This is a genomic window from Streptomyces sp. NPDC056600, from assembly GCF_042792855.1.
Lineage (GTDB): Bacteria > Actinomycetota > Actinomycetes > Streptomycetales > Streptomycetaceae > Streptomyces.
In genome coordinates, this window is sequence record NZ_JBHTVQ010000058.1 from 20,479 (window position 1) to 44,088 (window position 23,610).

Below are 23,610 nucleotides of genomic sequence, written 5' to 3' on the forward strand. Positions count from 1 at the left end.
ACGTCACGCGGCCGCGTCGCACTCCTGGGCGGCCAGCGCCCGGGCGAGGTCGTCGCGCGCCTCGAGGACCAGGCGGCGCAGCGCCGGCGCCGCGTCCTCGTGCGCCGTCAGCCACGCGTCGGTCGCCTCCAGCGTGGCGGCGGAGTCCTGGAGCCACGGGTACAGCCCCTGCACCAGGTCCTGGCCGATCTGGATGGACCGCTGCGCCCACACCCGCTCCAGCATCGCGAAGTACCGCTCCGCGTACGGGGCGAGCAGCCCCCGCTGGGACGGCTGGGAGAACCCGCCGATGGTCGCCTCCACCAGCGCGTTGGACAGCGCGTCCGACTCGACGAGCGCGCCCCACGCCTCGGCCTTGACCGCCTCCGACGGCCGCGCCGCCAGGCACCGCACCTGGCGCCGCTCGCCCGACGCCGTGTTGTCCCGGGCCCGCTCCTCGGCGAGCGCCGCCTCGTCGGCGAGCCCGTGCGCGGCCAGCGGCTCCAGGAAGTCCCAGCGCAGCTCCTGGTCGATCTCCAGGCCGTCGATCTTCTCGGTGCCGTCCAGCAGCCCCCGCAGCAGCGCGAACTCGCCCTCGGCCGAGGCGGTGGAGGCCAGGAACCGGGCCCAGGAGAGCTGGTGCTCCCCGCCCGCCCCGGCCGCCCGCAGCTCCCGCAGCGCGCCCTCGGCCAGCAGCCGCTCACCCTCCGGCCGCCAGACGGGCGCCGCGTACCGCACCAGTGCGGTGCGCGCCCAGGCGTGGAGCATCTGCAGCACGCCGATCTCGGTCTCCGCCCCGCCGAACCGCACCACCAGGGCCACGAACTCGCGGGCCGGAAGCAGCGCGTCCCGGGTCATGTTCCACAGCGCCGACCAGCACAGCGCGCGTGCCAGCGGGTCCGTCATCGAGCCCAGGTGCTCGCGCAGCGTCGCCAGCGAGGTCTCGTCGAAGCGGGCCTTGCAGTAGGTGAGGTCGTCGTCGTTGACCAGCACCAGGTCCGGCGCGTCCGCGCCGGCCAGGTCGCCGATCACCGTGCGGGCGCCGGCCACGTCGGCCTCGGCGCGGGCGTAGCGGACCAGCTCGCCCCCGTCGACCCGGTAGAGGCCGATCGCGACCCGGTGCGGGCGCAGCGTCGGGTGGGACTCGGCGGCCTCCTGCAGCACCGCCAGCTCCTCGATCCGCCCGTCGGAGGCCAGCAGTACCTGCGGGGTGAGCGAGTTGACCCCGGCGGTCTGCAGCCATGCCTTGGCCCAGGACGTCATGTCCCGGCCGCTGGTCTCGCCGAGCACCGACAGCAGGTCGCCCAGCCGCGTGTTGCCGTAGGCGTGGCGCTTGAAGTAGCGGCGCGCCCCCTCCAGGAAGGCGTCCCGGCCGGCGTAGGCCACCAGCTGCTTGAGCACGCTGGCGCCCTTGGCGTAGGTGATGCCGTCGAAGTTGAGCTTGGCGTCCTCCAGGTCGCGGATGTCCGCGGTGACCGGGTGCGTGGAGGGCAGCTGGTCGGCCCGGTAGGCCCACGACTTGCGCATGTTGGCGAAGCTGATCCAGCCGTCGGTGAACCGGGTGGCCTCGACCAGGGAGAAGGTGCCCATGAAGTCGGCGAAGGACTCCTTGAGCCACAGGTCGTCCCACCACTCCATGGTGACCAGGTCGCCGAACCACATGTGGGCCATCTCGTGGAGGATGGTGGTGGCCCGCCGCTCGTAGGAGGTCCGGGTCACCTTGCCCCGGTAGATGTACTCCTCGCGGAAGGTGACCATGCCCGGGTTCTCCATGGCGCCGAGGTTGTACTCGGGCACGAAGGCCTGGTCGTACTTGCCGAACGGGTACGGGTAGTCGAAGTTCTCGTGGAAGAAGTCCAGGCCCTGCTTGGTGATCAGGAAGACGTCGTCGGCGTCGAAGTATGGGGCCAGCCCCTTGCGGCACATCGCGCCCAGCGGGATCTCCAGCCGGGTGCCGTCGGGCAGCTCACGGCTGTAGCTGTCGGTGACGTAGTGGTACGGGCCGGCCACGACCGCCGTGATGTAGGTGGAGATCGGCCGGGTCTCCGCGAACCGCCACACGCCGTCGGTGAGTTCGCCGGCGCCGTTGCTCCACGCCGTCCAGCCCTCGGGAGCGCGCACCTCGAAGCGGAACGGCGCCTTGAGGTCGGGCTGCTCGAAGTTCGCGAAGACGCGCCGGGCGTCGGCGGGCTCGTACTGGGTGTACAGGTAGACCTCGCCGTCCTCCGGGTCGACGAAGCGGTGCATGCCCTCGCCGGTGCGGGAGTAGGCGCACCGGGCGTCGACGACCAGCTCGTTCTCGGCGGCCAGGTCCTCCAGCTGGATGCGCGAGCCGTCGAAGACGGCGCCCGGGTCCAGGTCGCGTCCGTTGAGGGAGACCGCGGTGACGCTCGGCGCGATCAGGTCCGCGAAGGTCGCGGCGCCGGGCTCGGCGCAGCGGAAGCGGATGGTGGTGACGGAGCGGAAGGTCCGCGGTCCGTCACCCGTGTGCTCCCCGAGGGCCGAACGCAGGTCGAGCGACACCTCGTAGGCGTCGACCGACAGCAGCGCGGCCCGCTCGCGGGCCTCCTCGCGGGACAGATTCTCACCGGGCAAGGGTCGTCTCCTCCGGGTCTGGGCATCTGTGGACGATCAGCGGGTGATGATCGGCGACGATCCTTTCACGGTGCGGTCGGGGCGGACACCCGGGAATTGACCGGGCCGTCGGCGTGTTGGGCCAGGGAATCGACCGTCACACGCATCCGAGGAGCGTCATGTCCGAGACGACCGCCGCCAGGACCCCGGTGGACTTCTGGTTCGACCCGCTGTGCCCCTGGGCCTGGATGACCTCCCGCTGGATGCTGGAGGTCGAGAAGGTCCGGGACGTCGAGGTCCGCTGGCACGTGATGAGCCTCGCCGTGCTCAACGAGGACAAGCTCGACGAACTCCCGGCGGAGTACCGCGAGTTGCTGGAGAAGAAGGCGTGGGGGCCGGTGCGGGTGGTGACGGCGGCCTGGCAGAAGCACGGCCAGGAGGTCGTGGGCCCGCTCTACACGGCGCTGGGCACCCGCATCCACAACAAGGGCGAGGGCACCACCCCCGAGGCCGTGGCCGGGGCGCTGGCCGACGTGGGTCTGCCCGCCGAGCTCATGGAGTACCACGACCAGGAGGACTTCGAGTTCGACGCCGAGCTGCGCGCCTCGCACCGCGAGGGCATCGAGAAGGTCGGCCAGGAGGTCGGCACCCCGGTCATCGCCGTGCCCGGTGACGACGGTGAGCAGATAGCGTTCTTCGGCCCGGTCGTCACCCCCGCCCCCCAGGGCGAGGAGGCCGCGCGGCTGTGGGACGGCACGCTGGCGGTGGCCTCGGTGCCGGGCTTCTACGAGATCAAGCGCACCCGCACCAAGGGCCCGGACTTCTCCAACCTGGTCTGAGACACCCGGCCGCGGCGGCGGCGTGCGGAACGCGAAGGCCCCGGCTCGCAGGAGCCGGGGCCTTCGCGCGTGCCCCCACCTGGGGGCCGGGGCCTTCGCGCGTGCCCCAGCGGGGGCCGGGTGCGCGGCCGTCAGCGACGGCGCTCGAGCAGCTTCCAGACGGTCGGCAGCACGCCCATGGCCAGAGCGGCCTTGAGCACGTCGCCCAGCAGGAACGGGGTGAAGCCGGCGGCGAGGGTCTGGCCCGCGGAGAGGTCGAGGGCGAAGGAGAGGTACGGCAGTCCCACGGCGTAGATCACCGCGGAGCCCAGCAGCATGGTCCCGGCCATCCGCAGCGGCGTGCGGTCCGCGCCGCGGCGGGCCAGCGCGCCCACCATGGCGGAGGCCAGCACCATGCCGATGACGTAGCCGAACGACGGGGCGGCGACGCCCGAGGCGCCCTCGGCGAACCACGGCATGCCCGCCATGCCCGCCAGCAGGTAGACCAGCATCGACAGCAGCCCGCGGCCCGCGCCCAGCGCGCTGCCCACCAGGAGCACGGCGAAGGTCTGGCCCGTGACCGGGACCGGGGAACCCGGGATCGGCAGGGCGAGCTGGGCCGCGACGCCGGTCAGCACGGCGCCGGAGAGGACGAGGGCCGCGTCCCGGACGCGGGTGGCGGGCAGCAGATCGGCGAGGACCTGCCCGGAGCGGGCGGGGGCGGCTGCGGTGCTCATGGGTCTCTCCGCGGGGTGGGGGATCGGCTCGCGCCGGGCCGGCACGAACAGGTGAACAGGCGTCACAGGAGCTTGTTCGAACACGACGACGCTATCCCAGGGCGTTCGGCGGCATCACCGTCCGTGCTCGACAAAGGCCGGATCGACGACGTCGTGGGTATCGCACAAATTACCCGCGTCGGAGCGCGGCGACGAGTGACGCTGCTCACCCCGGGGCCTTGTGGGGACCCGCCAAATCGGCCCGGAGGGTAAGCGGAATCTCACTCTCCGCACTGTGGCCGTTCGCATTCCGGTCCCGGGCCCCGAACCCGGACGGCATCGGTCAAACTCGCTGCATGTCACGCGCCACCCCAGAAGCCGCGGCGGGCTCGGCCCCGTCCTCGCCGCCGGCTCCCGCGTCCGGTCCGTCCTCCCCGGATTCCGCCGCCCTCGGTCACGGCCTCAAGCAGCGCCACCTGTCGATGATCGCGCTCGGCGGTGTCATCGGCGCCGGCCTGTTCGTCGGCTCCGGCGCCGGCATCGCCGCCGCCGGCCCCTCGATCGTGATCGCCTACGCGATCTCCGGGCTGCTGGTCATGCTGGTCATGCGGATGCTCGGCGAGATGTCCGCCGCCTATCCCTCCTCCGGCTCCTTCTCCTCGCACGCGGAGCGGGCGATCGGCCCCTGGGCGGGCTTCACCTCGGGCTGGGCGTTCTGGGTGATGCTCTCCACGGCCGTCGGCCTCGAGGGCATCGGCGCGGCGAAGATCGTCACCGGCTGGCTGCCCGGCACCCCGGAGTGGATGTGGGTCGCCCTCTTCATGGTGGTCTTCACCGGGACCAACCTGGCCGCCGTGAAGAACTTCGGCGAGTTCGAGTTCTGGTTCGCCGCACTCAAGGTGGTGGCCATCGCCGCCTTCCTGGTGCTCGGCGTGCTGGCCGTCGCCGGACTGCTGCCGGGCAGCGAGGGGACGGCCGGCGCCGACCTCTCCGAGATCATGCCCGGCGGGACGCACGGCCTGATCGTCGGTCTGCTGGCCTCCGTCTTCGCCTACGGCGGCATCGAGTCCGTCACGGTCGCGGCCGCCGAGTCCGAGGACCCGGTGCGCGGCGTGGCGAGCGCCGTCCGCACCGCGATGTGGCGGATCGGCCTCTTCTACATCGGCTCGATGGCCGTGATCGTGCTCCTGGTGCCGTGGAACGACCCCGCGCTCGTGGAGAAGGGCCCCTACGTCGCCGCCCTGGACACCCTCGGGATCCCCGGCGCCGGCCAGATCATGAACGTGGTCGTCCTGGTCGCCCTGCTGTCCGCGATGAACGCCAACACCTACACCGCCTCCCGGGTGGCCTTCTCCCTGGTCCGCCGCGGCCAGGGCCCCAGGGCGCTGGGCCGGGTCCACGGCGGGGTGCCGCGGGCGGCCGTGCTGGCCTCCTCCGCCTTCGGCTTCTTCTGCGTGCTGCTCAGCTACTGGCGTCCGGACGACGTCTTCGCCTGGCTGCTCAACATGATCGGCGCGGTCATCCTGGTGATCTGGCTCTTCGTCGCCGTCTCCCAACTGGTGCTGCGCCGGCGTCTGGAGCGCCAGGAGCCCGAGCGGATGACCGTCCGCATGTGGGCCTTCCCCGTGCTCACCTGGGTCGCGATCGCGGGCATCGCGTCGATCTTCGTGCTGATGCTCATGGAGTCCGGCACGCGCGTCCAGGTGTTCTCCACCGGAGCGCTGACACTGGTCCTGGCCGCGGCGGGGTATGTGCGACAGCGGCGGGCCGTGCGCGCCGCCGGGTAGCGGGACCCGCGTATCGCGCACATGTTCGCCAGAACATGGCGGAACGGTCAGCGTTCCGCGACGGCCCTGTAACAGGGGTCGGATGCTGCTCCGTTCGGGGGAGGCAGGGGGCATGACGCACGACTTCCCCCTGGACCCCCTGCGCTCCTCCCTTCCCCAGGCTCTCGGCTTCGTCCGAGCAACGGGGGGCACCCCCGGACGACGTCCGGGGGAGGACCCCATCGCCGCCTCCTCCGGGGCGCGCCTGCTCGTCACCGCCGCCGAGCTGCGCGCCCACGGCGTGACACCCGCCCAGGCCGGAGCCCGCTGCCGGCCTGGCGGCACCTGGCAGCGGATGCTGCCCGGCGTCTACCTGCTGCGTCAGGGGGCGCCCACCGGCGAGGAGCGCCTGCACGCCGCCCTGCTCTACGCCTCCCGCCGGGAGGCCTCCGCGACCGCCGAGGACCGGCCGCAGGCCACCGCCGTCCCCGTCCAGTCCCGGCGCGACGACCCCCTCCACGCGGACGCCGTGGTCACCGGCCTGGCCGCGCTGGCCCTGCGGAACTTCGCCTCGGCGCCCGCCCTCTCCCTGCTCGACGTGGTGGACGTGCTGGTGCCGCGCGCCCGCCGGGTCCGCTCCACCGGCTGCGCCCGGGTGGTGCGCACGGCCCGGATGCCGGTGCCGGACCTGGTGTCCGGGGTCCCCGTCGCCCCGGTCGAGCGGGCCGTCGCGGACGCGGTGGCGCACCTGCCGGAGGACGCCGGGCCGTTCGCCGTCCGGCGGCTGTTCACCGAGGCGGTCCACGACGGCCACTGCGAACCGTCCGCGCTGCTGCGCGAGCTGCGCAGGGCCCGGCTGTGCGGGCGGCCCCGGGTGGCGGAGGCGATGGAGGTCCTCGTGTCGGAGGGACGCGAGGCCGCCGAGGAGCGGCTGTACCGCATGGCCTGGGAGCACGGGCTGCCCGACCCGGTGTGGAACGTGGAGCTCCGGGTGCCCGAGGGGCCCTCGCTGGGCGCGGTGGACGCGTACTGGCCGGAGCAGGGGATCGCCGTCGAGCTGGACGCCCCGGGCGACCTCGGCAAGCGGGAACGGCTCGAGCGGCTCGGGGTCACCGTGGTCCGCGTCCCCCGGGTCCGGCTCGCCACCCCCCAGGGCATGGAGCACCAGGCCGCCCTGATCCGCACCGCCCTGACCGCCGCCGACCGCGACCGCCCGGCCCCCCTGCTCGTCCTGCCGCGCTGACCCGCACCGGACGACGGAACGCCCGGCGCGGGGAGTCCGCGCCGGGCGTTTCCGTGGGGTCCCGCGGGCGTCACGCGCCCGGCACGCCCGCCTTCGGCCCGTCCGTCTTCGGCCCGGCCGCCGGGGCGGCGGCTCCGGCCTCACCGGCCGGGGCGTTGTGCCCCAGCTTCTGGCGGACCAGCGCGACGCCCACCACGATCGCCGCGACCAGCAGCGTCAGCAGCATGATCTCCTGGTTGCCGAACTCCGTGTCGAACAGCATGTAGCCGATCACGTAGACGATGAACGCGATGCACGCCCAGGTCAGGTACGGGAAGAGCCACATCTTCACGACCAGCTTCTCCGGCGCCTCCCGCAGGATGATCCGCCGCATCCGCAGCTGCGACACGCAGATCACGAGCCACACGAAGAGCGCGACGGCGCCCGAGGAGCTCAGCAGGAAGTGGAAGACCGTGTCCGGGGCGACGTAGTTGAAGAAGACCGCGACGAAGCCGAAGGCCACCGAGGCGAGGATCGCGGCCCGCGGCACGCCGTTGGACGTGGTGGTCGCGAAGGCCTTCGGCGCGTCACCGCGCCGGCCGAGCGAGAAGGCCATCCGCGACGCGGTGTAGAGGCCCGAGTTCAGGCAGGACAGCACCGACGTGAGGATGATGAAGTTCATGACCTCGCCGGCGTAGGGGATGCCCAGCGAGTCGAGCGCGGCCACGTACGAGCCGTCCTCCGCGATCTTCTTCGAGTCCCACGGCAGCAGGGTGACGACCACCAGGATCGAGCCCAGGTAGAAGACGCCGATCCGCCAGATGATGCTGTTGGTCGCCTTGGTGACGGCCTGCTGCGGGTCCTCCGCCTCACCGGCTGCCAGCGTCGGGATCTCCGAGCCCATGAAGGAGAAGACGACCATCAGGACGCCGATCATGATGGCGCCCGGGCCGTTCGGCAGGAAGCCGCCGTGCGCGGTGAGGTTGGACCACGAGGCCTGCCCGGCGTCGACGCCCGGCAGCACCCCGAAGATCGCCAGCAGACCGACCAGGATGAACGCGCCGATGGCGACGACCTTGATGCCCGCGAACCAGAACTCGAACTCGCCGTAGTTGCCCACCGAGGCGAGGTTGGTCGCGGTGAGCACCAGCATCACGATGAGCGCCCAGGCCCACTGCGGGACGGCCGGCACCCAGCCCTCCAGGATCACCGCGCCCGCCGTGGCCTCCACGGCGAGCACGACGACCCAGAAGAACCAGTAGAGCCAGCCGATGGAGAACCCGGCCCAGCGGCCCAGCGCGCGGTCGGCGTGTGCGGAGAAGGAGCCGGAGGTCGGGTTGGCGACCGACATCTCGCCGAGCATCCGCATCACGAAGACGACGAGCGCGCCCACCAGGGCGTACGAGAGCAGGATGCCGGGGCCCGCGGCGGCGATGCCGCTGCTGGAGCCGACGAAGAGCCCGGCGCCGATGACGCCGCCGATGGCGATCATCGTCAGGTGCCGGTTCTTGAGGCCTGCCTGAAGGCCGGAGCCCTCATGTCCTCCTGGAGTCATGAAGTTCTTTCCTTTTCGCCGGGGTACGTCGGGCAACGCCGGGATGGTGCGTGTGAGGTTTCCCCTGCCCTCGTGAGGCATGCGGGGTCACCCGTGAACGAGGGTTCAGTGAATCGGAGGGAACGCGTCGATGGAACCTTAGGTTCCGGATTGTTATCGCTGTTTTGCCTGCGCTCCTATGGTTCAGATCACAGTTTGCGGAGAGCGCAAGCCATCCGTCGGCCGTCCCCCCACGCACACCGGCGCCCCGTGGCCGTGTCACACTCGGACCATGCGCGTCTATCTCGGCTCCGACCACGCCGGTTACGAACTGAAGAACCACCTCGTCGAGTGGCTGAAGGCCGCCGGCCACGAGCCGGTGGACTGCGGCCCCCACATCTACGACGCCCAGGACGACTACCCGCCCTTCTGCCTCCGCGCGGCGGAGCGCACCGCGGCCGACGAGGGCTCCCTCGGCGTGGTGATCGGCGGCTCGGGCAACGGCGAGCAGATCGCCGCCAACAAGGTCGCGGGCGTGCGGTCCTCGCTGGCCTGGAGCGAGCAGACGGCCGCCCTCGGCCGTGAGCACAACAACGCCAACGTGGTGGCCGTCGGCGCCCGCATGCACTCCCAGGAGGAGGCGACGAAGTTCGTCGAGATCTTCCTGAACACGCCGTTCTCCGGCGACGAGCGCCACATCCGCCGCATCGAGATGCTCGCGGACTACGAGAAGAGCGGGGACCTCCCGCCGATCCCGGCCCACCACCCCCAGCAGTAGTCGCACACGCCACGCCCCTGGACCTCGCCGGCCCCCGTACGACGTGTACGGGGGCCGCGCCGTGGACGGGGCAGAACGGAGAAGGCCCCGTGCCGGAAGGGCACACCATCCACCGGCTCGCCCAGGACTGCGCCGAGCGCTTCCTCGGCGCCCCGGTGCGCGTCAGCAGCCCGCAGGGCAAGTTCACCGACGGCGCCGCCCTCCTCGACGGCGCGGAGATGACCTCCGCCGAGGCGCACGGCAAGCACCTCTTCCTCGGCTTCCGCGACGCCGACTGGGTCCACGTCCACCTCGGCCTGTTCGGCAAGGTAGCCTTCGGGGCCGTCCCGCCGCCCCCGCCCACCGACACCGTGCGCCTGCGCCTGACCGGACCGTCCGCCGTCATGGACCTGCGCGGCCCCACCGCGTGCGCGCTGATCACCCCGGGGGAGAAGCAGGCGATACACGAGCGCCTCGGCCCCGACCCGTTGCGCGAGGACGCCGACCCGGACCTGGCCTGGCGCCGGATCTCCCGCAGCCGCACCACCGTCGCCGCCCTGCTGATGGACCAGAAGGTGGTGGCGGGCGTCGGGAACGTCTACCGCGCCGAGGTGCTCTTCCGGCACGGCGTGGACCCCTACCTGCCCGGCAGGGAGCTCACCCGCGGGCAGTGGGACGCGATCTGGGCCGACCTGGTGGAGCTGATGCGCGAGGGCGTCCGGCACAACCGGATCGACACCGTGCGCCCCGAGCACACCCCCGACGCCATGGGCCGCGCCCCCCGCGTCGACGACCACGGCGGCGAGGTCTACGTCTACCGCCGCCACGGCCAGCCCTGTCACGTCTGCGGGGAGGCCGTGCGCACCGCGGAGCTGGCCGCCCGCAACCTGTTCTGGTGTCCTGGCTGCCAGCCGACGAACGCGCCGGGCGTGTGACCGGCGCGCGGGAGGCCGGGGGGAGCGCCGCGGAGGGCGCCCGGGCCACCAGGGACCTCCGGCCCGAATCCGGCCCCGGACGGGGGACAAGTGGGACCACCCGTGCCAGGAGGGGGGTCCGCTGGATAGGGTCCCAAGCGATGGCAGCAGGACGGAAGCGGCGCTCGGCCGCAGACACGTTCACGGCCCGGATGAAGAAGCAGTTCCACCGGGCCCGCATCGGCCTGCGCAAAGCCGCCGTCGACTGGTTCCGGGGCGACGGGTCCGACTGGATCGCCTTCGTCGCCCTGCTCCTGACCATTCCCCTGATCGCGAGCCTGACCCTCGCGAACGCCGTCTGGTTCACCCCGGCGGCCCTGGTGCTGCCCATCGTGGCGGGCGGCCTGCTGCTGCGCCCCGCCAGCCTGCTCGCGCTCTACGCGGCCGCCGCGACGGCGCTGATCGTGGAGGCGCTGGCCCTGCGGCCCTATCCGGACGGCTTCGCGCGGGTCACCCCCGGCGTGGTGCTGGTGGTGGCCGCCTGCGGCTTCGTCGGCCTGATGGTGGCCCAGTTCCGCAGCCGGGTCGGCGTGCCCTGGCGGCGCGGCGGCACCATGCTCTTCGACCTGCGCGAGCGGATCCGCGCGCAGAGCGCGCTGCCGGACCTGCCCGCCGGGTGGCACCGGGAGATGGCGCTGCGTCCGGCCGGCGGCCAGTCCTTCTCCGGCGACTTCGTGGTCGCGGCCCGCACCAACGAGGGCCGCACCCTGGAGGTCGTCCTCACCGACGTCTCCGGCAAGGGCATGGACGCGGGCTCCCGGGCGCTGCTGCTGTCCGGGGCCTTCGGCGGTCTGCTGGGCTCGCTGCCGCCGCACGCGTTCCTGCCCGCGGCCAACGGCTACCTGCTGCGGCAGGACTGGGAGGAGGGCTTCGCCACCTCCATCCACCTGGTCCTCGACCTGGAGAGCGGCGATTACGAGCTCTACTCGGCCGGCCACCCACCGGGCCTCCAGTTGTGCGCCGGTACCGGCCGCTGGGAGGAGAAGACCGCCGAGGGCCCGCTGCTGGGCGTCTACGACGGCGCCTCCTTCGACCCCTGCAAGGGGTCGCTGCGCCCGGGCGACGTGCTGATGCTCTTCACCGACGGACTGGTCGAGACGGCCGAGCGGGACCTGGTCGAGGGCATCGACCGTCTCACCGGCGAGGCCGACCGGTACGTGGTGGGCGGATTCCAGGGCGCCGCCTGGCACCTGATCGAGGCCGTCGCCAAGGACGTCAACGACGACCGGGCCCTCCTCCTCATCTCCCGCGCCGCCTGACCGCCACCGCACCGACCGCCACCGCACCGACCGTCACCGCGCCACCGACCGTCACCGCACCGACCGTCACCGCGCCACCGACCGTCACCGCACCGACCGTCACCGCGCCACCGACCGCCACCGCACCGACCGTCACCGCGCCACCGACCGTCACCGCACCGACCACCACCGCGCCACCGACCGCCACCGCACCGACGGTCACCGCGCCACCGACCGCCATCGCCGACCAGCAGCCTGACCGTCACCGCGGGGCCGTTCCGGGCCGGCCCCGCGCACCCGTCGGCCCGTGGCACGGCGAAGGCCCCGCCCGCGCTCCTGGCGCGTGACGGGGCCTTCGCCGTGTTCCGTCGTCCCTCAGACCCCGGCGGGGACCTTGGAGCGGTCCCCGGCGCCCTGTCCCTCGGCGGGCGCCGAGGTCTTCCGGGCGTTCAGGGCGGCCTGGTCCTCGCGGAAGAAGCGGTCCAGGTTCGGCTCCAGCACCGGCTTCAGCAGCGTGCGCACCGGCTTGGTGCACAGCAGCGTCACCACGGTCACGGCGAGCACCGTGCACAGCAGCGCGCCCAGCGGGCCCCGCGCCCAGTCGTGGTCGAACCAGCCGAACCAGATGCCGCTCTTGATCAGGAAGCCGTGCAGCAGGTAGCCGGAGATGGTGCCGGCGCCCAGCGAGGTGAACCACAGCCGCCGGCCGGGCACCCAGGCGAAGAAGCAGGCCGTGAGCAGCACCGAGCAGCCGAACATGCCCAGCGTCATCAGCGGACCGATCCACCAGTCGCCGCCCAGCTCCTCGGCGGCGTCCCGGTGGTAGAACCACGCGGTCGTCATGTTGCCCTTGGCCCACCAGCCGACGACCAGCGCGAGGGCGAACACCGGCACCGCCAGCAGCCGCGTGCGCCAGGTGCGCACCAGCTTGAAGTGCTCCGGCTTCAGGCACAGACCCAGCACGAAGTACGGCAGGAACTGCAGCGCGCGCTGCATGTCCAGGTCGTTGCCGATCCGCGGCGAGACGGTCGCCAGCATCGCGATCGCCAGGGCCAGGACCAGCGGGTGGCGCAGCGACCGCCAGATCGGCGTGGTCAGCCGCCAGACGAAGAGAGCGGCCAGGAACCAGGTCAGGTACCAGGGGTCCAGCAGGCTGATCGGGGCGCCGGGCTCGTGCAGCCACTTGCGGAACATCGAGTACGCGAGCTCGAAGAAGAGGTACGGGACCACCACGCCGCTGACCAGACGCTTGATCTGGTGCGGTTTGAACGCGAAGGACCGCGAGAAGTAGCCCGAGATGACGATGAACGCCGGCATGTGGAACGCGTACACGACCATGTACAGCACGCCCATGGGGCGGTTGCCGTCACGGAGCGGTTCCCAGACGTGTCCCATGGCCACGAGGGCGATGGCCAGGTACTTGGCGTTGTCGAAGAAGGAGTCGCGCCCGTCGCCCGCTGGGAGCGATCTGGCCCGGCTTCGCTGCTGACTGCTGTGCGGCTGCGGCGCGTTCACCGGCGACCACCCCGCGGGCGGGGGTGGCCGGACCGGACGTTCGTCGTCGCACGTGAGGGGGACGAGGCAACGTGAAACATCTGAGGCACCCTAGCGTCGGTTGTACGAATCCGTAAAAACGCCGGGTCGGTGAATTACCGCCTCGCCCTCGCATACCCCCGTATTCACCTGCGATGTCTTCGATTTTTGTGACGATCGGCACAAGGTCGCGGCGGGACCATAGGGACCGAACAGGGCTTTTAGCTGCGCCTATTTCATCTCAAATGATGTCAAGTCGGGCATGGGTCCCATGGTTGTTCGTGAACGCCGTACGAGGGTTGCGTGTGTAGGGAAACGAATGTGCGGGGATTATCCGGATTACCTTTCGGAGGAATTGCCGAAGATTTCTTCCCTTACGATCGTCACTTTTCCCCTACGTCTCGAACATGCGGGCGACGGGTGTCCCCGGTGCCTCAGGGGCCGTACGTGCGGCGTGAGTTGAGTGGCACGATGGGTTGGCCGGGGGTGGGCCGGGTACACCCCCATGCGGCGCAGCGGACCGAACGAGGGTGTGATCAGACGTGGCCATTTCTTTGTCCGTGGTGCTTCTGCTGGGGATCGTCCTCGTTGTCCTGATCCGGGGCGGATCTCTGAAGGCGGGGCCCGCGATCGTCGCCATGCTCTTCGGCTTCTTCCTCGCCTCCACGGGGATGGCCGACGACATTCAGCGCTTTCTCGATTCACTGGCGTCGATGATCAACTCGATAAGCCTCTGACCACCGCATCCGACCGCCGGAGGCCCGGAAGAAGCGTTTCCTCCGGGGAGGCCCGCAGGTACGGGAAAAAGGCGAAGGCCCAGCTGGGAGAGTCCTCTCAGCTGGGCCTTCGTGTGCCTGGAGCGGGCGACGGGAATCGAACCCGCGTAGCTAGTTTGGAAGACTAGGGCTCTACCATTGAGCTACGCCCGCGAAGGGTGCGCCGGTGGCCGGGCCACGGCGACAGAAGGCATGTTAGCGGGTCGCCGCGCCCCCCTGCACCTTCCTTTGCGCGCCGCGCCTCCCGCGGGGCCGCCCGGAGCGGGTGACGGTCCGTCCTTCCCCCGGTCGGAGGGGCCGAATCCGGCGGCCGGCGACCCTCGCCGCGTGTACCCTACGGATCGCACCTGACGGGGTGTGGCGCAGCTTGGTAGCGCGTCCGCTTTGGGAGCGGAAGGCCGTGGGTTCAAATCCCGCCACCCCGACACCGAACGATCACCGGGCACCACCTTGGGGTCCGGTGATCGCCTTTTGGGTGGTGTGGCGGCTGCGGTTACTATGCAAGCGCGCCCGTGTGCAGTCAGCCGTGAAGCTTCAGAGCCTGACGCCGAAGCCGCCCCGGTGCGCGAGTCGCCGGACCGTTCTGGTCCCGGCAAACCCAAGCAGTCAGCCACAAGGAGACCGAACCGTGAAGAGCGCCGTGGAGACCCTGAACCCGACCCGGGTTCGGCTCACTGTCGAGGTGCCCTTCGAGGAGCTCAAGGACAGCCTCGACGCGGCGTACAAGAAGATCAACCAGCAGGTCACGGTGAAGGGCTTCCGCAAGGGCAAGATCCCGGCCCGCGTCATCGACCAGCGGTTCGGCCGCGGTGCGGTTCTCGAGGAGGCGATCAACGACGCCCTCCCGAAGTTCTACACGCAGGCGGTCAACGAGGCCGAGGTCGACCCGCTGGGCCAGCCCGAGGTCGACATCAAGGACCTCAAGGACGGCGAGCTGCTGAGCTTCACCGCCGAGGTGGACATCCGCCCGGAGATCGAGCTCCCCGAGGACTTCTCGAACATCGAGGTCGAGGTCGACGCCGTCGAGGTGTCCGACGAGGACGTCGAGAAGTCGGTCGAGCAGCTGCGTGAGCGCTTCGCCACCACCTCCCCGGTGGAGCGTGCCGCCGAGGACGGCGACGTCGTGACCCTGGACCTCGAGGCCAAGGTCGACGGCGAGGTCCTCGAGGACGGCATCGCCAAGGACGTCAGCTACACCATCGGCTCGGGCGAGCTGCTGGACGGCATCGACGAGGCCGTCAAGGGCGTGGAGGCCGGTGGCGAGGCCACCTTCACCTCCGAGCTCAAGGGCGGCTCCGCCGCCGGCAAGCAGGCCGAGATCACCGTGAAGATCACCCAGGTCGCCGCGCGCGAGCTGCCGGCCCTGGACGACGAGTTCGCCCAGCTGGCCTCGGAGTTCGACACCCTCGAGGAGCTCAAGGCGGACAGCCGCTCGCGCCTCGAGAACATGAAGCAGTACGACCAGGCCACGCAGGCGCAGGAGCGCGTGCTGGACAAGCTGCTCGAGCTGATCGAGGTCCCGATCCCCGAGAAGCTGCTCGAGGACGAGATCCAGACCCGCAAGCACAACCTGGAGCACCACCAGCTCGGCCAGATGGGCCTCGACCTCGAGAAGTACCTCGAGATCCAGGGCAAGACCGCCGAGGAGTTCGACACCGAGACGCGTGACGCGGCGATCAAGGGCATCAAGACCCAGTTCGTCCTCGACGCGCTGGTCAACCGCGAGAAGCTGAACGTCAACCAGGAGGAGCTCACCGAGCACCTCATGCGGCGTGCGGCCTCCTCCGGCATGTCCCCCGACCAGTTCGCGCAGCAGGTCGTCCAGGGCAACCAGGTCCCGATGCTGGTGGGCGAGGTCGCCCGCGGCAAGGCGCTGGCGTCGGTCGTGGAGTCCGCGACCGTCAAGGACACCAACGGTGAGGTCGTCGACCTGAGCGACGACGAGGACGAGGTGGAGGGCGAGGCCGCCACCGAGGAGACCCCGGAGGCCTGATCCTCCCAGCTCCCGAGCCTTCCCGGGCCCTGCTCCCCGCGCCGCCGCGCGCGGGGAGCAGGGCCCGGTCCCTTTTCCGTCGCCGCCCCGGCGGCCGTGGAGGGCGGGGCGGAGGTGTGGAGCGCGCTGGTGGGGGCAGGGGAGCGGGACCGGGACCCGGGGTGGCCATGCGCTCACAGCGAACACTCCAGGAACCGGGATGGCACGTGACTGCCTGCGCGTTAGGGTCCATGAATACGAGGGCAGGGGAGTCCCCGTCGCCGCCGATCACCGCGGCGCGCTGCAGGGGCACGCACCACCCCCGCCCCGGCAGAACACGTGAGACGGCCCGGCGCCGTCGTAAGACGAGCAGGTGGATACGTGACGAATCTGATGCCCTCCGCCGCCGGCGAGCCTTCCATCGGTGGCCTCGGCGACCAGGTCTACAACCGGCTGCTCAACGAGCGGATCATCTTCCTCGGCCAGGCGGTCGACGACGACATCGCCAACAAGATCACTGCACAGCTGCTGCTCCTTGCCGCCGACCCGGACAAGGACATCTACCTCTACATCAACAGCCCCGGCGGCTCGATCACGGCCGGCATGGCGATCTACGACACCATGCAGTACATCAAGAACGACGTGGTGACGATCGCCATGGGCCTCGCCGCCTCGATGGGCCAGTTCCTGCTGAGCGCCGGCACCCCCGGCAAGCGCTTCGCGCTGCCGAACGCCGAGATCCTGATCCACCAGCCGTCGGCCGGTCTGGCCGGTTCCGCCTCGGACATCAAGATCCACGCCGAGCGCCTGCTGCACACCAAGAAGAAGATGGCGGAGCTGACCGCCTTCCACACCGGTCAGTCGGTCGAGCAGGTCACCCGTGACTCCGACCGGGACCGCTGGTTCGACGCCGAGGAGGCCAAGGACTACGGCCTGATCGACGAGGTCATCTCGGCGGCTTCCAACATTCCGGGCGGCGGCGGCACCGGGGCCTGAAGCCCGCGCCCGCACACCGGCCCTCCCCCGCCTCGCCTTCCAGGAGACAGAGAATGAACGACTTTCCCGGCAGCGGCCTGTACGCCCGCGCCGAGCTGACGGCCCCGGTCGCCGAGTCCCGTTACGTGATCCCGCGCTTCGTCGAGCGCACCTCCCAGGGCGTGCGCGAGTACGACCCGTACGCGAAGCTCTTCGAGGAGCGCGTGATCTTCCTGGGCGTGCAGATCGACGACGCGTCCGCCAACGACGTCATGGCGCAGCTGCTGTGCCTGGAGTCGATGGACCCGGACCGTGACATCTCGATCTACATCAACAGCCCCGGCGGCTCCTTCACGGCGCTGACCGCGATCTACGACACGATCCAGTTCGTGAAGCCGGACATCCAGACCGTGTGCATGGGCCAGGCCGCCTCCGCCGCCGCCGTCCTGCTCGCGGCCGGCACGCCCGGCAAGCGCATGGCGCTGCCGAACGCCCGCGTCCTGATCCACCAGCCGTACAGCGAGACCGGCCGCGGCCAGGTCTCCGACCTGGAGATCGCCGCCAACGAGATCCTGCGGATGCGCTCCCAGCTGGAGGAGATGCTGGCCAAGCACTCCACCCAGCCCGTGGAGAGGATCCGCGAGGACATCGAGCGTGACAAGATCCTCACGGCCGAGGACGCGCTGCAGTACGGGCTGATCGACCAGATCATCTCGACCCGCAAGATGAACAACGCCAGCGTTCGCTGACGCTGCGGGATTCCGCTGGCGGCACGGCCGTCTGCCGCCTCTTGGCGGGGTTCGCCCGGATCCGTTCCGGAGCGGACCCTGCCAAGGGGGGCCCGAACGGGGGGCCAGGCAAGGTACCGTCGACATAAGGCAGCACCGTGGAGACCAGGGACGCACCAGCGTCCGGGGGCTCCCAGGCGAAGGGGAAGCACACCGTGGCACGCATCGGTGACGGCGGCGATCTGCTCAAGTGCTCGTTCTGCGGCAAGAGCCAGAAGCAGGTCAAGAAGCTCATCGCAGGCCCCGGTGTGTACATCTGCGACGAGTGCATCGATCTCTGCAACGAGATCATCGAGGAGGAGCTCGCCGAGTCGAGCGAGACCCGGTGGGAGGAGCTCCCCAAGCCGCGGGAGATCTACCAGTTCCTGGAGAGCTACGTGGTCGGCCAGGAGGCCGCCAAGAAGGCGCTCTCGGTGGCTGTGTACAACCACTACAAGCGGGTCCAGGCCGGGGAGAACGGCGGCGGCCAGGGCCGCGAGGACTCCATCGAGCTGGCCAAGTCGAACATCCTCCTGCTGGGCCCCACGGGCTCCGGCAAGACGCTCCTCGCCCAGACGCTCGCGCGGATGCTGAACGTCCCGTTCGCCATCGCCGACGCGACCGCGCTGACCGAGGCCGGCTACGTCGGCGAGGACGTCGAGAACATCCTGCTCAAGCTGATCCAGGCGGCCGACTACGATGTCAAGAAGGCCGAGACGGGGATCATCTACATCGACGAGATCGACAAGGTCGCCCGCAAGAGCGAGAACCCGTCGATCACCCGTGACGTCAGCGGCGAGGGCGTCCAGCAGGCGCTGCTGAAGATCCTCGAGGGCACCACGGCCTCGGTGCCGCCGCAGGGCGGGCGCAAGCACCCGCACCAGGAGTTCATCCAGATCGACACGACGAACGTGCTGTTCATCGTGGGCGGCGCGTTCTCCGGGCTGGAGAAGATCATCGAGTCGCGGGCCGGCGCCAAGGGCATCGGCTTCGGCGCGACCATCCACTCCAAGCGCGAGCTCGCCGCCAAGGACCAGTTCCAGGACGTCATGCCCGAGGACCTGGTCAAGTTCGGCATGATCCCCGAGTTCATCGGCCGTCTGCCCGTGATCACCAGCGTGCACAACCTGGACCGCGAGGCGCTGCTCCAGATCCTGGTCGAGCCGAAGAACGCCCTGGTCAAGCAGTACCAGCGGCTGTTCGAACTCGACGGCGTCGAGCTGGACTTCGAGCGTGAGGCGCTCGAGGCCATCGCGGACCAGGCCATCCTCCGCCAGACCGGCGCGCGCGGCCTGCGCGCCATCATGGAGGAGGTCCTGATGTCGGTGATGTACGAGGTGCCGTCCCGCTCGGACGTCGCCCGCGTGGTCATCACCCCCGACGTGGTCCACTCCAACGTCAACCCGACCCTCATCCCGCGCGACGCGCGCGGCGGCCGGGGGACGGGCGAGCAGAAGTCGGCCTAGCCGGCTCGCGGTACCGCAACGGGAAGGGCCCCGGTCTTCGAAGACCGGGGCCCTTCCCGTTGGATCCCCTGAGGTGCCACGGGCGTCAGGCCGGAGGGTTTTCGCCTAATGCCAGCCGATCATGATTGTGATCGAGCCAGCGTTGCTTTGTATGCCATGTCACGCTCATGGCTTTTGATCTCATGTTCTGCGTCAGGGCGACCGTTCCATGACGCAGAAAGCGGAGGGGATTGAAATGAAGCTGAAGCGGGCTCTCGCAGCAGCCAGTGTGACGGCGGCGGCAATCGTGGTTCCGATCACGGTGGCAGCACCGGCCCAAGCCAGCGCGGCGGACTGCCGTAGTTACCTGGCGAGCAAGGGCTACATAGTGGGCCCCAAGCTCACCTCAGGTTGTGCCCAGACCGGGATCATGGGCATGGCGAACTGTATATCCATCATCTGGAACGCGGGTACTACGCAGGAGCACGCGATCATTGCGTGTAGCAAGCGGTAGCTGATGGCAGGGCCCCAGCCATCGACTGGGGCCCCTGCTGCTCCGTGGCACTTGTGCTCAGGCCGGCACCCGCACCTCGGCACGCAGCTTGGTGGCCAGGTCGGAAGCCGACTTCAGGTCGACGCCCTTGCCGCTCATCATGTCGGCCAGGTCGATCGGAACGACGACGCCCAGGGTGGAGTGGTCGGCCCAGATGCACACCGGCATGTGGATCTCCTTGGGCTCACCGGCGGCCGCTTCCTTGTTGTTGTACTTCATCTCGTGGCACTTCCCGGCGAACTTGGCGGTACCGAAGTCCGTGGGCTCACCGACCAGTTCGCCCTCGTCGTCCTCAGCCGCGCTCTTCTCCATCTCGGAGAACATGGCGTCCATGACGGATTCGGGATCTTCGATCTCGCCGTAGACACCCATGAACTGCAGCATCTTCAGTGACAGCGGGTTGGCCTCGTCGCCGGCCTGGTAGGTGGCTTGGACGTCCTTGGCGTTCTTGACGCCGTGCTTCTCGGCGTCCTTCAAATCTTCCTCGGTGAAGCCGCCGCTGTTAGCGGCGCCGGTCTCCGCCTTCTTGTAGTCGCCCAGCACCGTCGCCGGCGTGGTCAGCTTGTGTGCGCCGTCGTCGGCGATGTCCGAGCCGCCGCCCCCGCCGAGCAGGAAGTAGGCGCCCACCGCGATCGCGACCACCACAGCGGCGCCGCCGACGATCAGGCCCGTCTTCTTGCCGCCACCGCCGCCGGGAGCGCCCTGCGGGGGCATGCCGTACGGGGGCTGGCCGGGCTGGCCCGGCTGCCCGCCGTAGGGGCCGCCCTGCGGCGGGACGCCCGGCTGCTGCTGCGGGTAGCCGTACTGCGGCTGCTGCGGGTAGCCGTAGCCGGGCTGCGCGGGCTGCTGCGGCGGGGCGCCGTACGGCCCGGACTGCTGCTGACCGCCCGGCTGACCGTAGGGGCCAGGCTGAGCCCCCGGCTGTCCGTAGGGCCCGGGCTGCTGGGGCTGCTGGCCGTACGGACCCGGCTGGTTGTAACTCATGGCTGGTTTCCCTCCCTGATGCTGTCCCGCGCCATCCTTCCCTACGTCGGGCCCGGCGTGCGCCCCCGGGCGCAGACCGTTACCTTGTCACCGCCTTTCGGGACGGGACGCGGACACCGGCGTCTCCTACTTCGGCTTGCGTATCTCGGCGCGGATCTTCCGGGTGAGGTCGGCCGCGACGTCCTTGCTCACGCCCTTGGTGGAGTCGCCCGGCGAGACCATGGCCATGGTGCTGTAGTCGGCCCAGGCGCAGAACCAGTCGGTCTTCAGCTTCCCGGAGGCCTCGTCCTGCGTCCTGACCGCCTGGCACTTGGCCACCGCGCCGTCCACGTCGACCTCCTCGGGGTCGCCGACCAACCCTGGTGCGTCGCCCTTGCCGGCGTCCTTCGGATCCTTCCCGAAGTACGGGTCGAAGTTCTTCGAGTAGGTGGCGAACCACTTGTCGAGACTCGCCTGCGGGTCGGCGATCTCCCCGTAACTGCCGAGGACCATCAGCCCCTTGTCGTCGGCGGTGTAGAAGTCGCCTGCGGTCTCCCCGTTCTTGACGCCGTTGGCGGCCAACTGCCCCGAGCCGCCGCCGCTGCTCTCGCCGTTGCCCATCCTGCTGTAGTCGCCGAGGAGCTTCTCCGGCATCACCAATGTGTGCGGGCCGTCGTCCTCCAGGCTGCTGCCGGAGAACACGAAGTAGCCGCCCACCGCGAGCGCGACCACCACGGCCGCGGCGCCGATGATCAGGCCCGTCCTCCTGCCGCCGCCACCGCCGCCGGGCTGTCCCTGCGGGGGCGTGGGGTACGTGCCGGGCTGCGGCGGGACGCCGGGCTGCTGCGGGTAGCCGTAGCCGGGCTGCGGGGGCTGCTGCGGCGGGGCGGCGTACGGCCCGGGCTGCTGGCCGCCGGGCTGACCGTACGGCCCGGGCTGCCGGGGCTGTGCGCCGTAGGGCCCGGGCTGCTGGGGCTGTCCCCCGTAGGGGCCCGGCTGGCTGTCACTCATGCTGGTCCTTCCCTCCCTGGTGCTGTCCGGCGGCATCCTTCCTCAGCCGCGGTCCCGGCGTACGCCCCTGGCACAGACCGTTACGCGGGAATCGCGTTTCGGAACGGGATGCCGACACCCCTAAAATGACCGGCGTGACCGAGAACTCTCAGCAGCCCACAGCGCCCGAAACCGAACTGCCGACCCAGTACACGCCGGCCGACGTGGAGGGACCGCTGTACGAGCGCTGGGTAGAACGCGGTTACTTCGAGGCGGACGCGAAGAGCGACAAGGAGCCCTTCACCGTCGTCATCCCCCCGCCGAACGTCACCGGCTCGCTCCATCTGGGCCACGCCTTCGAGCACACGCTGATCGACTCCCTGACCCGCCGCAAGCGGATGCAGGGCTACGAGACGCTGTGGCAGCCGGGCATGGACCACGCCGGCATCGCCACCCAGAACGTCGTCGAGCGCGAGCTCGGCAAGGAGGGCAAGTCCCGCCACGACCTGGGCCGCGAGGCGTTCGTCGAGCGCGTCTGGCAGTGGAAGGACGAGTCCGGCGGCCAGATCTCCGGTCAGATGCGCCGCCTCGGCGACGGCGTCGCCTGGTCGCGTGAGCGCTTCACCATGGACGAGGGCCTCTCCCAGGCCGTCCAGACCATCTTCAAGAAGCTCTACGACGACGGGCTGATCTACCGCGCCGAGCGCATCATCAACTGGTGCCCGCGCTGCCTCACCGCGATCTCCGACATCGAGGTGGAGTACCAGGAGGACGACGGTGAGCTCGTCTCCATGAAGTACGGCGAGGGCGAGGACACCATCGTCGTCGCCACCACGCGCGCGGAGACGATGCTGGGCGACACCGCGGTCGCCGTCCACCCCGACGACGAGCGGTACAAGCACCTGGTCGGCAAGCAGATCAAGCTGCCGCTGACCGACCGCACCATCCCGGTCGTCGCCGACACCCACGTCGACCCGGAGTTCGGCACCGGCGCGGTCAAGGTCACGCCTGCTCACGACCCGAACGACTTCGAGATCGGCCAGCGACACAAGCTGCCGTCCATCACCGTGATGGACGAGCACGCCGTCATCACCGCCCACGGGCCCTTCCAGGGTCTGGACCGTCTCGAGGCGCGCTCGACGATCGTCGCCGCGCTGCGCGCCGAGGGCCGGATCGTCGCCGAGAAGCGGCCGTACGTCCACAAGGTCGGCCACTGCTCGCGGTGCAAGACCACCATCGAGCCCCGGCTGTCCATGCAGTGGTGGGTCAAGGTCGGCCCGCTGGCCAAGGCCGCCGGCGACGCGGTCCGCGACGGCAAGGTCAAGATCCACCCGCAGGAGATGGAGAAGCGGTACTTCGACTGGGTCGACGACCTGCACGACTGGTGCATCTCGCGCCAGCTCTGGTGGGGCCACCGCATCCCGGTCTGGTACGGCCCGAACGGCGAGACGGTCTGCGTCGGCCCCGACGAGCAGCCGCCGGGCACCGAGGCCGAGGGCTGGCGCCAGGACAACGACGTCCTCGACACCTGGTTCTCCTCCGGCCTGTGGCCGTTCTCCACGCTGGGCTGGCCCGAGCAGACCGAGAGCCTCGCGAAGTTCTACCCGAACTCCGTCCTGGTGACCGGCTACGACATCCTCTTCTTCTGGGTCGCCCGGATGATGATGTTCGGCCTCTACGCGATGGACGGCACCCCGCCGTTCCACACCATCGCGCTGCACGGCATGGTCCGTGACCAGAACGGCAAGAAGATGTCGAAGTCCTTCGGGAACGTCGTCAACCCGCTGGACTGGATGGACAAGTACGGCTCCGACGCGCTCCGCTTCACCCTGGCGCGCGGCGCCAACCCGGGCGTGGACGTGCCGATCGGCGAGGACTGGGTCCAGGCCTCCCGCAACTTCGCCAACAAGATCTGGAACGCCACCCGGTTCGCGCTGATGAACGGCGCCACCGTCGAGGGCCCGCTGCCGGACGCCGCCGAGCTGTCGGCGACCGACCGCTGGATCCTCTCCAGGCTCAACTCGGTGGTCGCCGAGGTGGACGCGCTGTACGAGGACC

General features: G+C 70.4%; 20 protein-coding genes and 2 tRNA genes. 14 read left to right on the plus strand and 8 right to left on the minus strand.

Features of this window, described 5'->3' with window-relative positions; all coding sequences use genetic code 11:
- Positions 1 to 3: 3 nt before the first annotated feature.
- Positions 4 to 2,574: an aminopeptidase N gene (gene pepN, locus ACFRAV_RS24970; RefSeq protein ID WP_382558488.1), complete on the minus strand. Its 2,571-nt coding sequence runs from the start codon at positions 2,572 to 2,574 to the stop codon at positions 4 to 6.
- A 158-nt stretch (positions 2,575 to 2,732) separates the two neighbouring features.
- Here pepN and ACFRAV_RS24975 point away from each other — a divergent pair, with 158 nt between their 5' ends.
- Entirely contained in the window at positions 2,733 to 3,392 is a 660-nt protein-coding gene (locus tag ACFRAV_RS24975) for a DsbA family protein (protein WP_382558489.1), read from the plus strand.
- A gap of 131 nt (positions 3,393 to 3,523) precedes the next feature.
- On the opposite strand, the gene ACFRAV_RS24980 is transcribed toward ACFRAV_RS24975, so the two are convergent.
- Complete coding sequence (locus ACFRAV_RS24980) at positions 3,524 to 4,108, minus strand: biotin transporter BioY (protein WP_382558490.1); 585 nt, start codon at positions 4,106 to 4,108, stop codon at positions 3,524 to 3,526.
- 335 nt (positions 4,109 to 4,443) lie between these two features.
- Here ACFRAV_RS24980 and ACFRAV_RS24985 point away from each other — a divergent pair, with 335 nt between their 5' ends.
- Both ACFRAV_RS24985 and ACFRAV_RS24990 read left to right on the plus strand, forming a co-directional pair.
- Positions 4,444 to 5,874, plus strand: coding sequence for an amino acid permease (locus ACFRAV_RS24985; RefSeq protein ID WP_382558491.1), 1,431 nt, complete (start codon positions 4,444 to 4,446; stop codon positions 5,872 to 5,874).
- A gap of 112 nt (positions 5,875 to 5,986) precedes the next feature.
- Entirely contained in the window at positions 5,987 to 7,096 is a 1,110-nt protein-coding gene (locus ACFRAV_RS24990; protein ID WP_382558492.1) for a hypothetical protein, read from the plus strand.
- Positions 7,097 to 7,166: 70 nt separating this feature from the next.
- Here ACFRAV_RS24990 and ACFRAV_RS24995 read toward each other — a convergent pair whose 3' ends face one another.
- Positions 7,167 to 8,630 (minus strand): amino acid permease, encoded by a 1,464-nt coding sequence (locus ACFRAV_RS24995; protein ID WP_382558493.1) that lies wholly within the window; start codon positions 8,628 to 8,630, stop codon positions 7,167 to 7,169.
- A 271-nt stretch (positions 8,631 to 8,901) separates the two neighbouring features.
- On the opposite strand from ACFRAV_RS24995, the gene ACFRAV_RS25000 reads away from it, so the two are divergent.
- The 3 genes from ACFRAV_RS25000 to ACFRAV_RS25010 all read left to right on the plus strand — a co-directional run bounded on the left by ACFRAV_RS25000 (position 8,902) and on the right by ACFRAV_RS25010 (position 11,599).
- Positions 8,902 to 9,387 (plus strand): ribose-5-phosphate isomerase, encoded by a 486-nt coding sequence (locus ACFRAV_RS25000; RefSeq protein ID WP_351117433.1) that lies wholly within the window; start codon positions 8,902 to 8,904, stop codon positions 9,385 to 9,387.
- A gap of 89 nt (positions 9,388 to 9,476) precedes the next feature.
- Positions 9,477 to 10,301, plus strand: a complete 825-nt coding sequence (locus ACFRAV_RS25005) for an Fpg/Nei family DNA glycosylase (protein ID WP_382558494.1) — start codon at positions 9,477 to 9,479, stop codon at positions 10,299 to 10,301.
- 140 nt (positions 10,302 to 10,441) lie between these two features.
- Positions 10,442 to 11,599, plus strand: coding sequence for a PP2C family protein-serine/threonine phosphatase (locus ACFRAV_RS25010; protein WP_382558495.1), 1,158 nt, complete (start codon positions 10,442 to 10,444; stop codon positions 11,597 to 11,599).
- On the opposite strand, the gene ACFRAV_RS25015 is transcribed toward ACFRAV_RS25010, so the two are convergent.
- A complete protein-coding gene (locus tag ACFRAV_RS25015; RefSeq protein ID WP_382558496.1) occupies positions 11,580 to 11,819 on the minus strand; it encodes a hypothetical protein in 240 nt (79 codons plus the stop codon). The two genes, ACFRAV_RS25010 and ACFRAV_RS25015, sit on opposite strands and share 20 nt — an antisense overlap.
- 134 nt (positions 11,820 to 11,953) lie before the next feature.
- Positions 11,954 to 13,093 (minus strand): acyltransferase family protein, encoded by a 1,140-nt coding sequence (locus ACFRAV_RS25020; RefSeq protein WP_382558497.1) that lies wholly within the window; start codon positions 13,091 to 13,093, stop codon positions 11,954 to 11,956.
- A 560-nt stretch (positions 13,094 to 13,653) separates the two neighbouring features.
- Here ACFRAV_RS25020 and ACFRAV_RS25025 point away from each other — a divergent pair.
- Positions 13,654 to 13,848 (plus strand): hypothetical protein, encoded by a 195-nt coding sequence (locus tag ACFRAV_RS25025; protein ID WP_382558498.1) that lies wholly within the window; start codon positions 13,654 to 13,656, stop codon positions 13,846 to 13,848.
- Positions 13,849 to 13,966: 118 nt separating this feature from the next.
- On the opposite strand, the gene ACFRAV_RS25030 is transcribed toward ACFRAV_RS25025, so the two are convergent.
- Positions 13,967 to 14,040 (minus strand) — tRNA-Gly (locus ACFRAV_RS25030).
- Positions 14,041 to 14,238: 198 nt separating this feature from the next.
- On the opposite strand from ACFRAV_RS25030, the gene ACFRAV_RS25035 reads away from it, so the two are divergent.
- The 6 genes from ACFRAV_RS25035 to ACFRAV_RS25060 all read left to right on the plus strand — a co-directional run bounded on the left by ACFRAV_RS25035 (position 14,239) and on the right by ACFRAV_RS25060 (position 19,560).
- Positions 14,239 to 14,312 (plus strand) — tRNA-Pro (locus ACFRAV_RS25035).
- Positions 14,313 to 14,515: 203 nt separating this feature from the next.
- A complete protein-coding gene (gene tig / locus ACFRAV_RS25040) occupies positions 14,516 to 15,880 on the plus strand; it encodes a trigger factor (protein ID WP_382558499.1) in 1,365 nt (454 codons plus the stop codon).
- A 360-nt stretch (positions 15,881 to 16,240) separates the two neighbouring features.
- A complete protein-coding gene (locus ACFRAV_RS25045; protein ID WP_382558500.1) occupies positions 16,241 to 16,855 on the plus strand; it encodes an ATP-dependent Clp protease proteolytic subunit in 615 nt (204 codons plus the stop codon).
- A gap of 53 nt (positions 16,856 to 16,908) precedes the next feature.
- Positions 16,909 to 17,583, plus strand: a complete 675-nt coding sequence (locus ACFRAV_RS25050; RefSeq protein ID WP_382558501.1) for an ATP-dependent Clp protease proteolytic subunit — start codon at positions 16,909 to 16,911, stop codon at positions 17,581 to 17,583.
- Positions 17,584 to 17,777: 194 nt separating this feature from the next.
- Positions 17,778 to 19,067: an ATP-dependent Clp protease ATP-binding subunit ClpX gene (clpX, locus tag ACFRAV_RS25055; protein WP_351117441.1), complete on the plus strand. Its 1,290-nt coding sequence runs from the start codon at positions 17,778 to 17,780 to the stop codon at positions 19,065 to 19,067.
- A gap of 208 nt (positions 19,068 to 19,275) precedes the next feature.
- Complete coding sequence (locus ACFRAV_RS25060; protein ID WP_382558502.1) at positions 19,276 to 19,560, plus strand: hypothetical protein; 285 nt, start codon at positions 19,276 to 19,278, stop codon at positions 19,558 to 19,560.
- 57 nt (positions 19,561 to 19,617) lie between these two features.
- Here the strand turns inward: ACFRAV_RS25060 and ACFRAV_RS25065 are convergent, their stop codons facing one another.
- Positions 19,618 to 20,583, minus strand: coding sequence for a hypothetical protein (locus ACFRAV_RS25065; protein WP_382558503.1), 966 nt, complete (start codon positions 20,581 to 20,583; stop codon positions 19,618 to 19,620).
- A 126-nt stretch (positions 20,584 to 20,709) separates the two neighbouring features.
- Positions 20,710 to 21,573: a hypothetical protein gene (locus tag ACFRAV_RS25070; RefSeq protein WP_382558504.1), complete on the minus strand. Its 864-nt coding sequence runs from the start codon at positions 21,571 to 21,573 to the stop codon at positions 20,710 to 20,712.
- A gap of 134 nt (positions 21,574 to 21,707) precedes the next feature.
- Here ACFRAV_RS25070 and ACFRAV_RS25075 point away from each other — a divergent pair.
- The coding region (locus tag ACFRAV_RS25075; RefSeq protein ID WP_382558505.1) for a valine--tRNA ligase at positions 21,708 to 23,610 on the plus strand (1,903 nt) is incomplete at its 3' end.

Excerpts from the sequence above, each read along its gene's own strand:
- ACFRAV_RS24980 (WP_382558490.1), bottom strand. The coding sequence starts at position 4,108 with ATGAGCACCGCAGCCGCCCCCGCCCGCTCCGGGCAGGTCCTCGCCGAT.
- ACFRAV_RS24995 (WP_382558493.1), bottom strand. The coding sequence starts at position 8,630 with ATGACTCCAGGAGGACATGAGGGCTCCGGCCTTCAGGCAGGCCTCAAG.
- ACFRAV_RS24985 (WP_382558491.1), top strand. The coding sequence starts at position 4,444 with ATGTCACGCGCCACCCCAGAAGCCGCGGCGGGCTCGGCCCCGTCCTCG.
- ACFRAV_RS25060 (WP_382558502.1), top strand. The coding sequence starts at position 19,276 with ATGACGCAGAAAGCGGAGGGGATTGAAATGAAGCTGAAGCGGGCTCTC.
- ACFRAV_RS24975 (WP_382558489.1), top strand. The coding sequence starts at position 2,733 with ATGTCCGAGACGACCGCCGCCAGGACCCCGGTGGACTTCTGGTTCGAC.
- ACFRAV_RS24990 (WP_382558492.1), top strand. The coding sequence starts at position 5,987 with ATGACGCACGACTTCCCCCTGGACCCCCTGCGCTCCTCCCTTCCCCAG.
- ACFRAV_RS25015 (WP_382558496.1), bottom strand. The coding sequence starts at position 11,819 with ATGGCGGTCGGTGGCGCGGTGACCGTCGGTGCGGTGGCGGTCGGTGGC.
- ACFRAV_RS25065 (WP_382558503.1), bottom strand. The coding sequence starts at position 20,583 with ATGAGTTACAACCAGCCGGGTCCGTACGGCCAGCAGCCCCAGCAGCCC.
- ACFRAV_RS25010 (WP_382558495.1), top strand. The coding sequence starts at position 10,442 with ATGGCAGCAGGACGGAAGCGGCGCTCGGCCGCAGACACGTTCACGGCC.
- ACFRAV_RS25000 (WP_351117433.1), top strand. The coding sequence starts at position 8,902 with ATGCGCGTCTATCTCGGCTCCGACCACGCCGGTTACGAACTGAAGAAC.
- ACFRAV_RS25070 (WP_382558504.1), bottom strand. The coding sequence starts at position 21,573 with ATGAGTGACAGCCAGCCGGGCCCCTACGGGGGACAGCCCCAGCAGCCC.
- ACFRAV_RS25050 (WP_382558501.1), top strand. The coding sequence starts at position 16,909 with ATGAACGACTTTCCCGGCAGCGGCCTGTACGCCCGCGCCGAGCTGACG.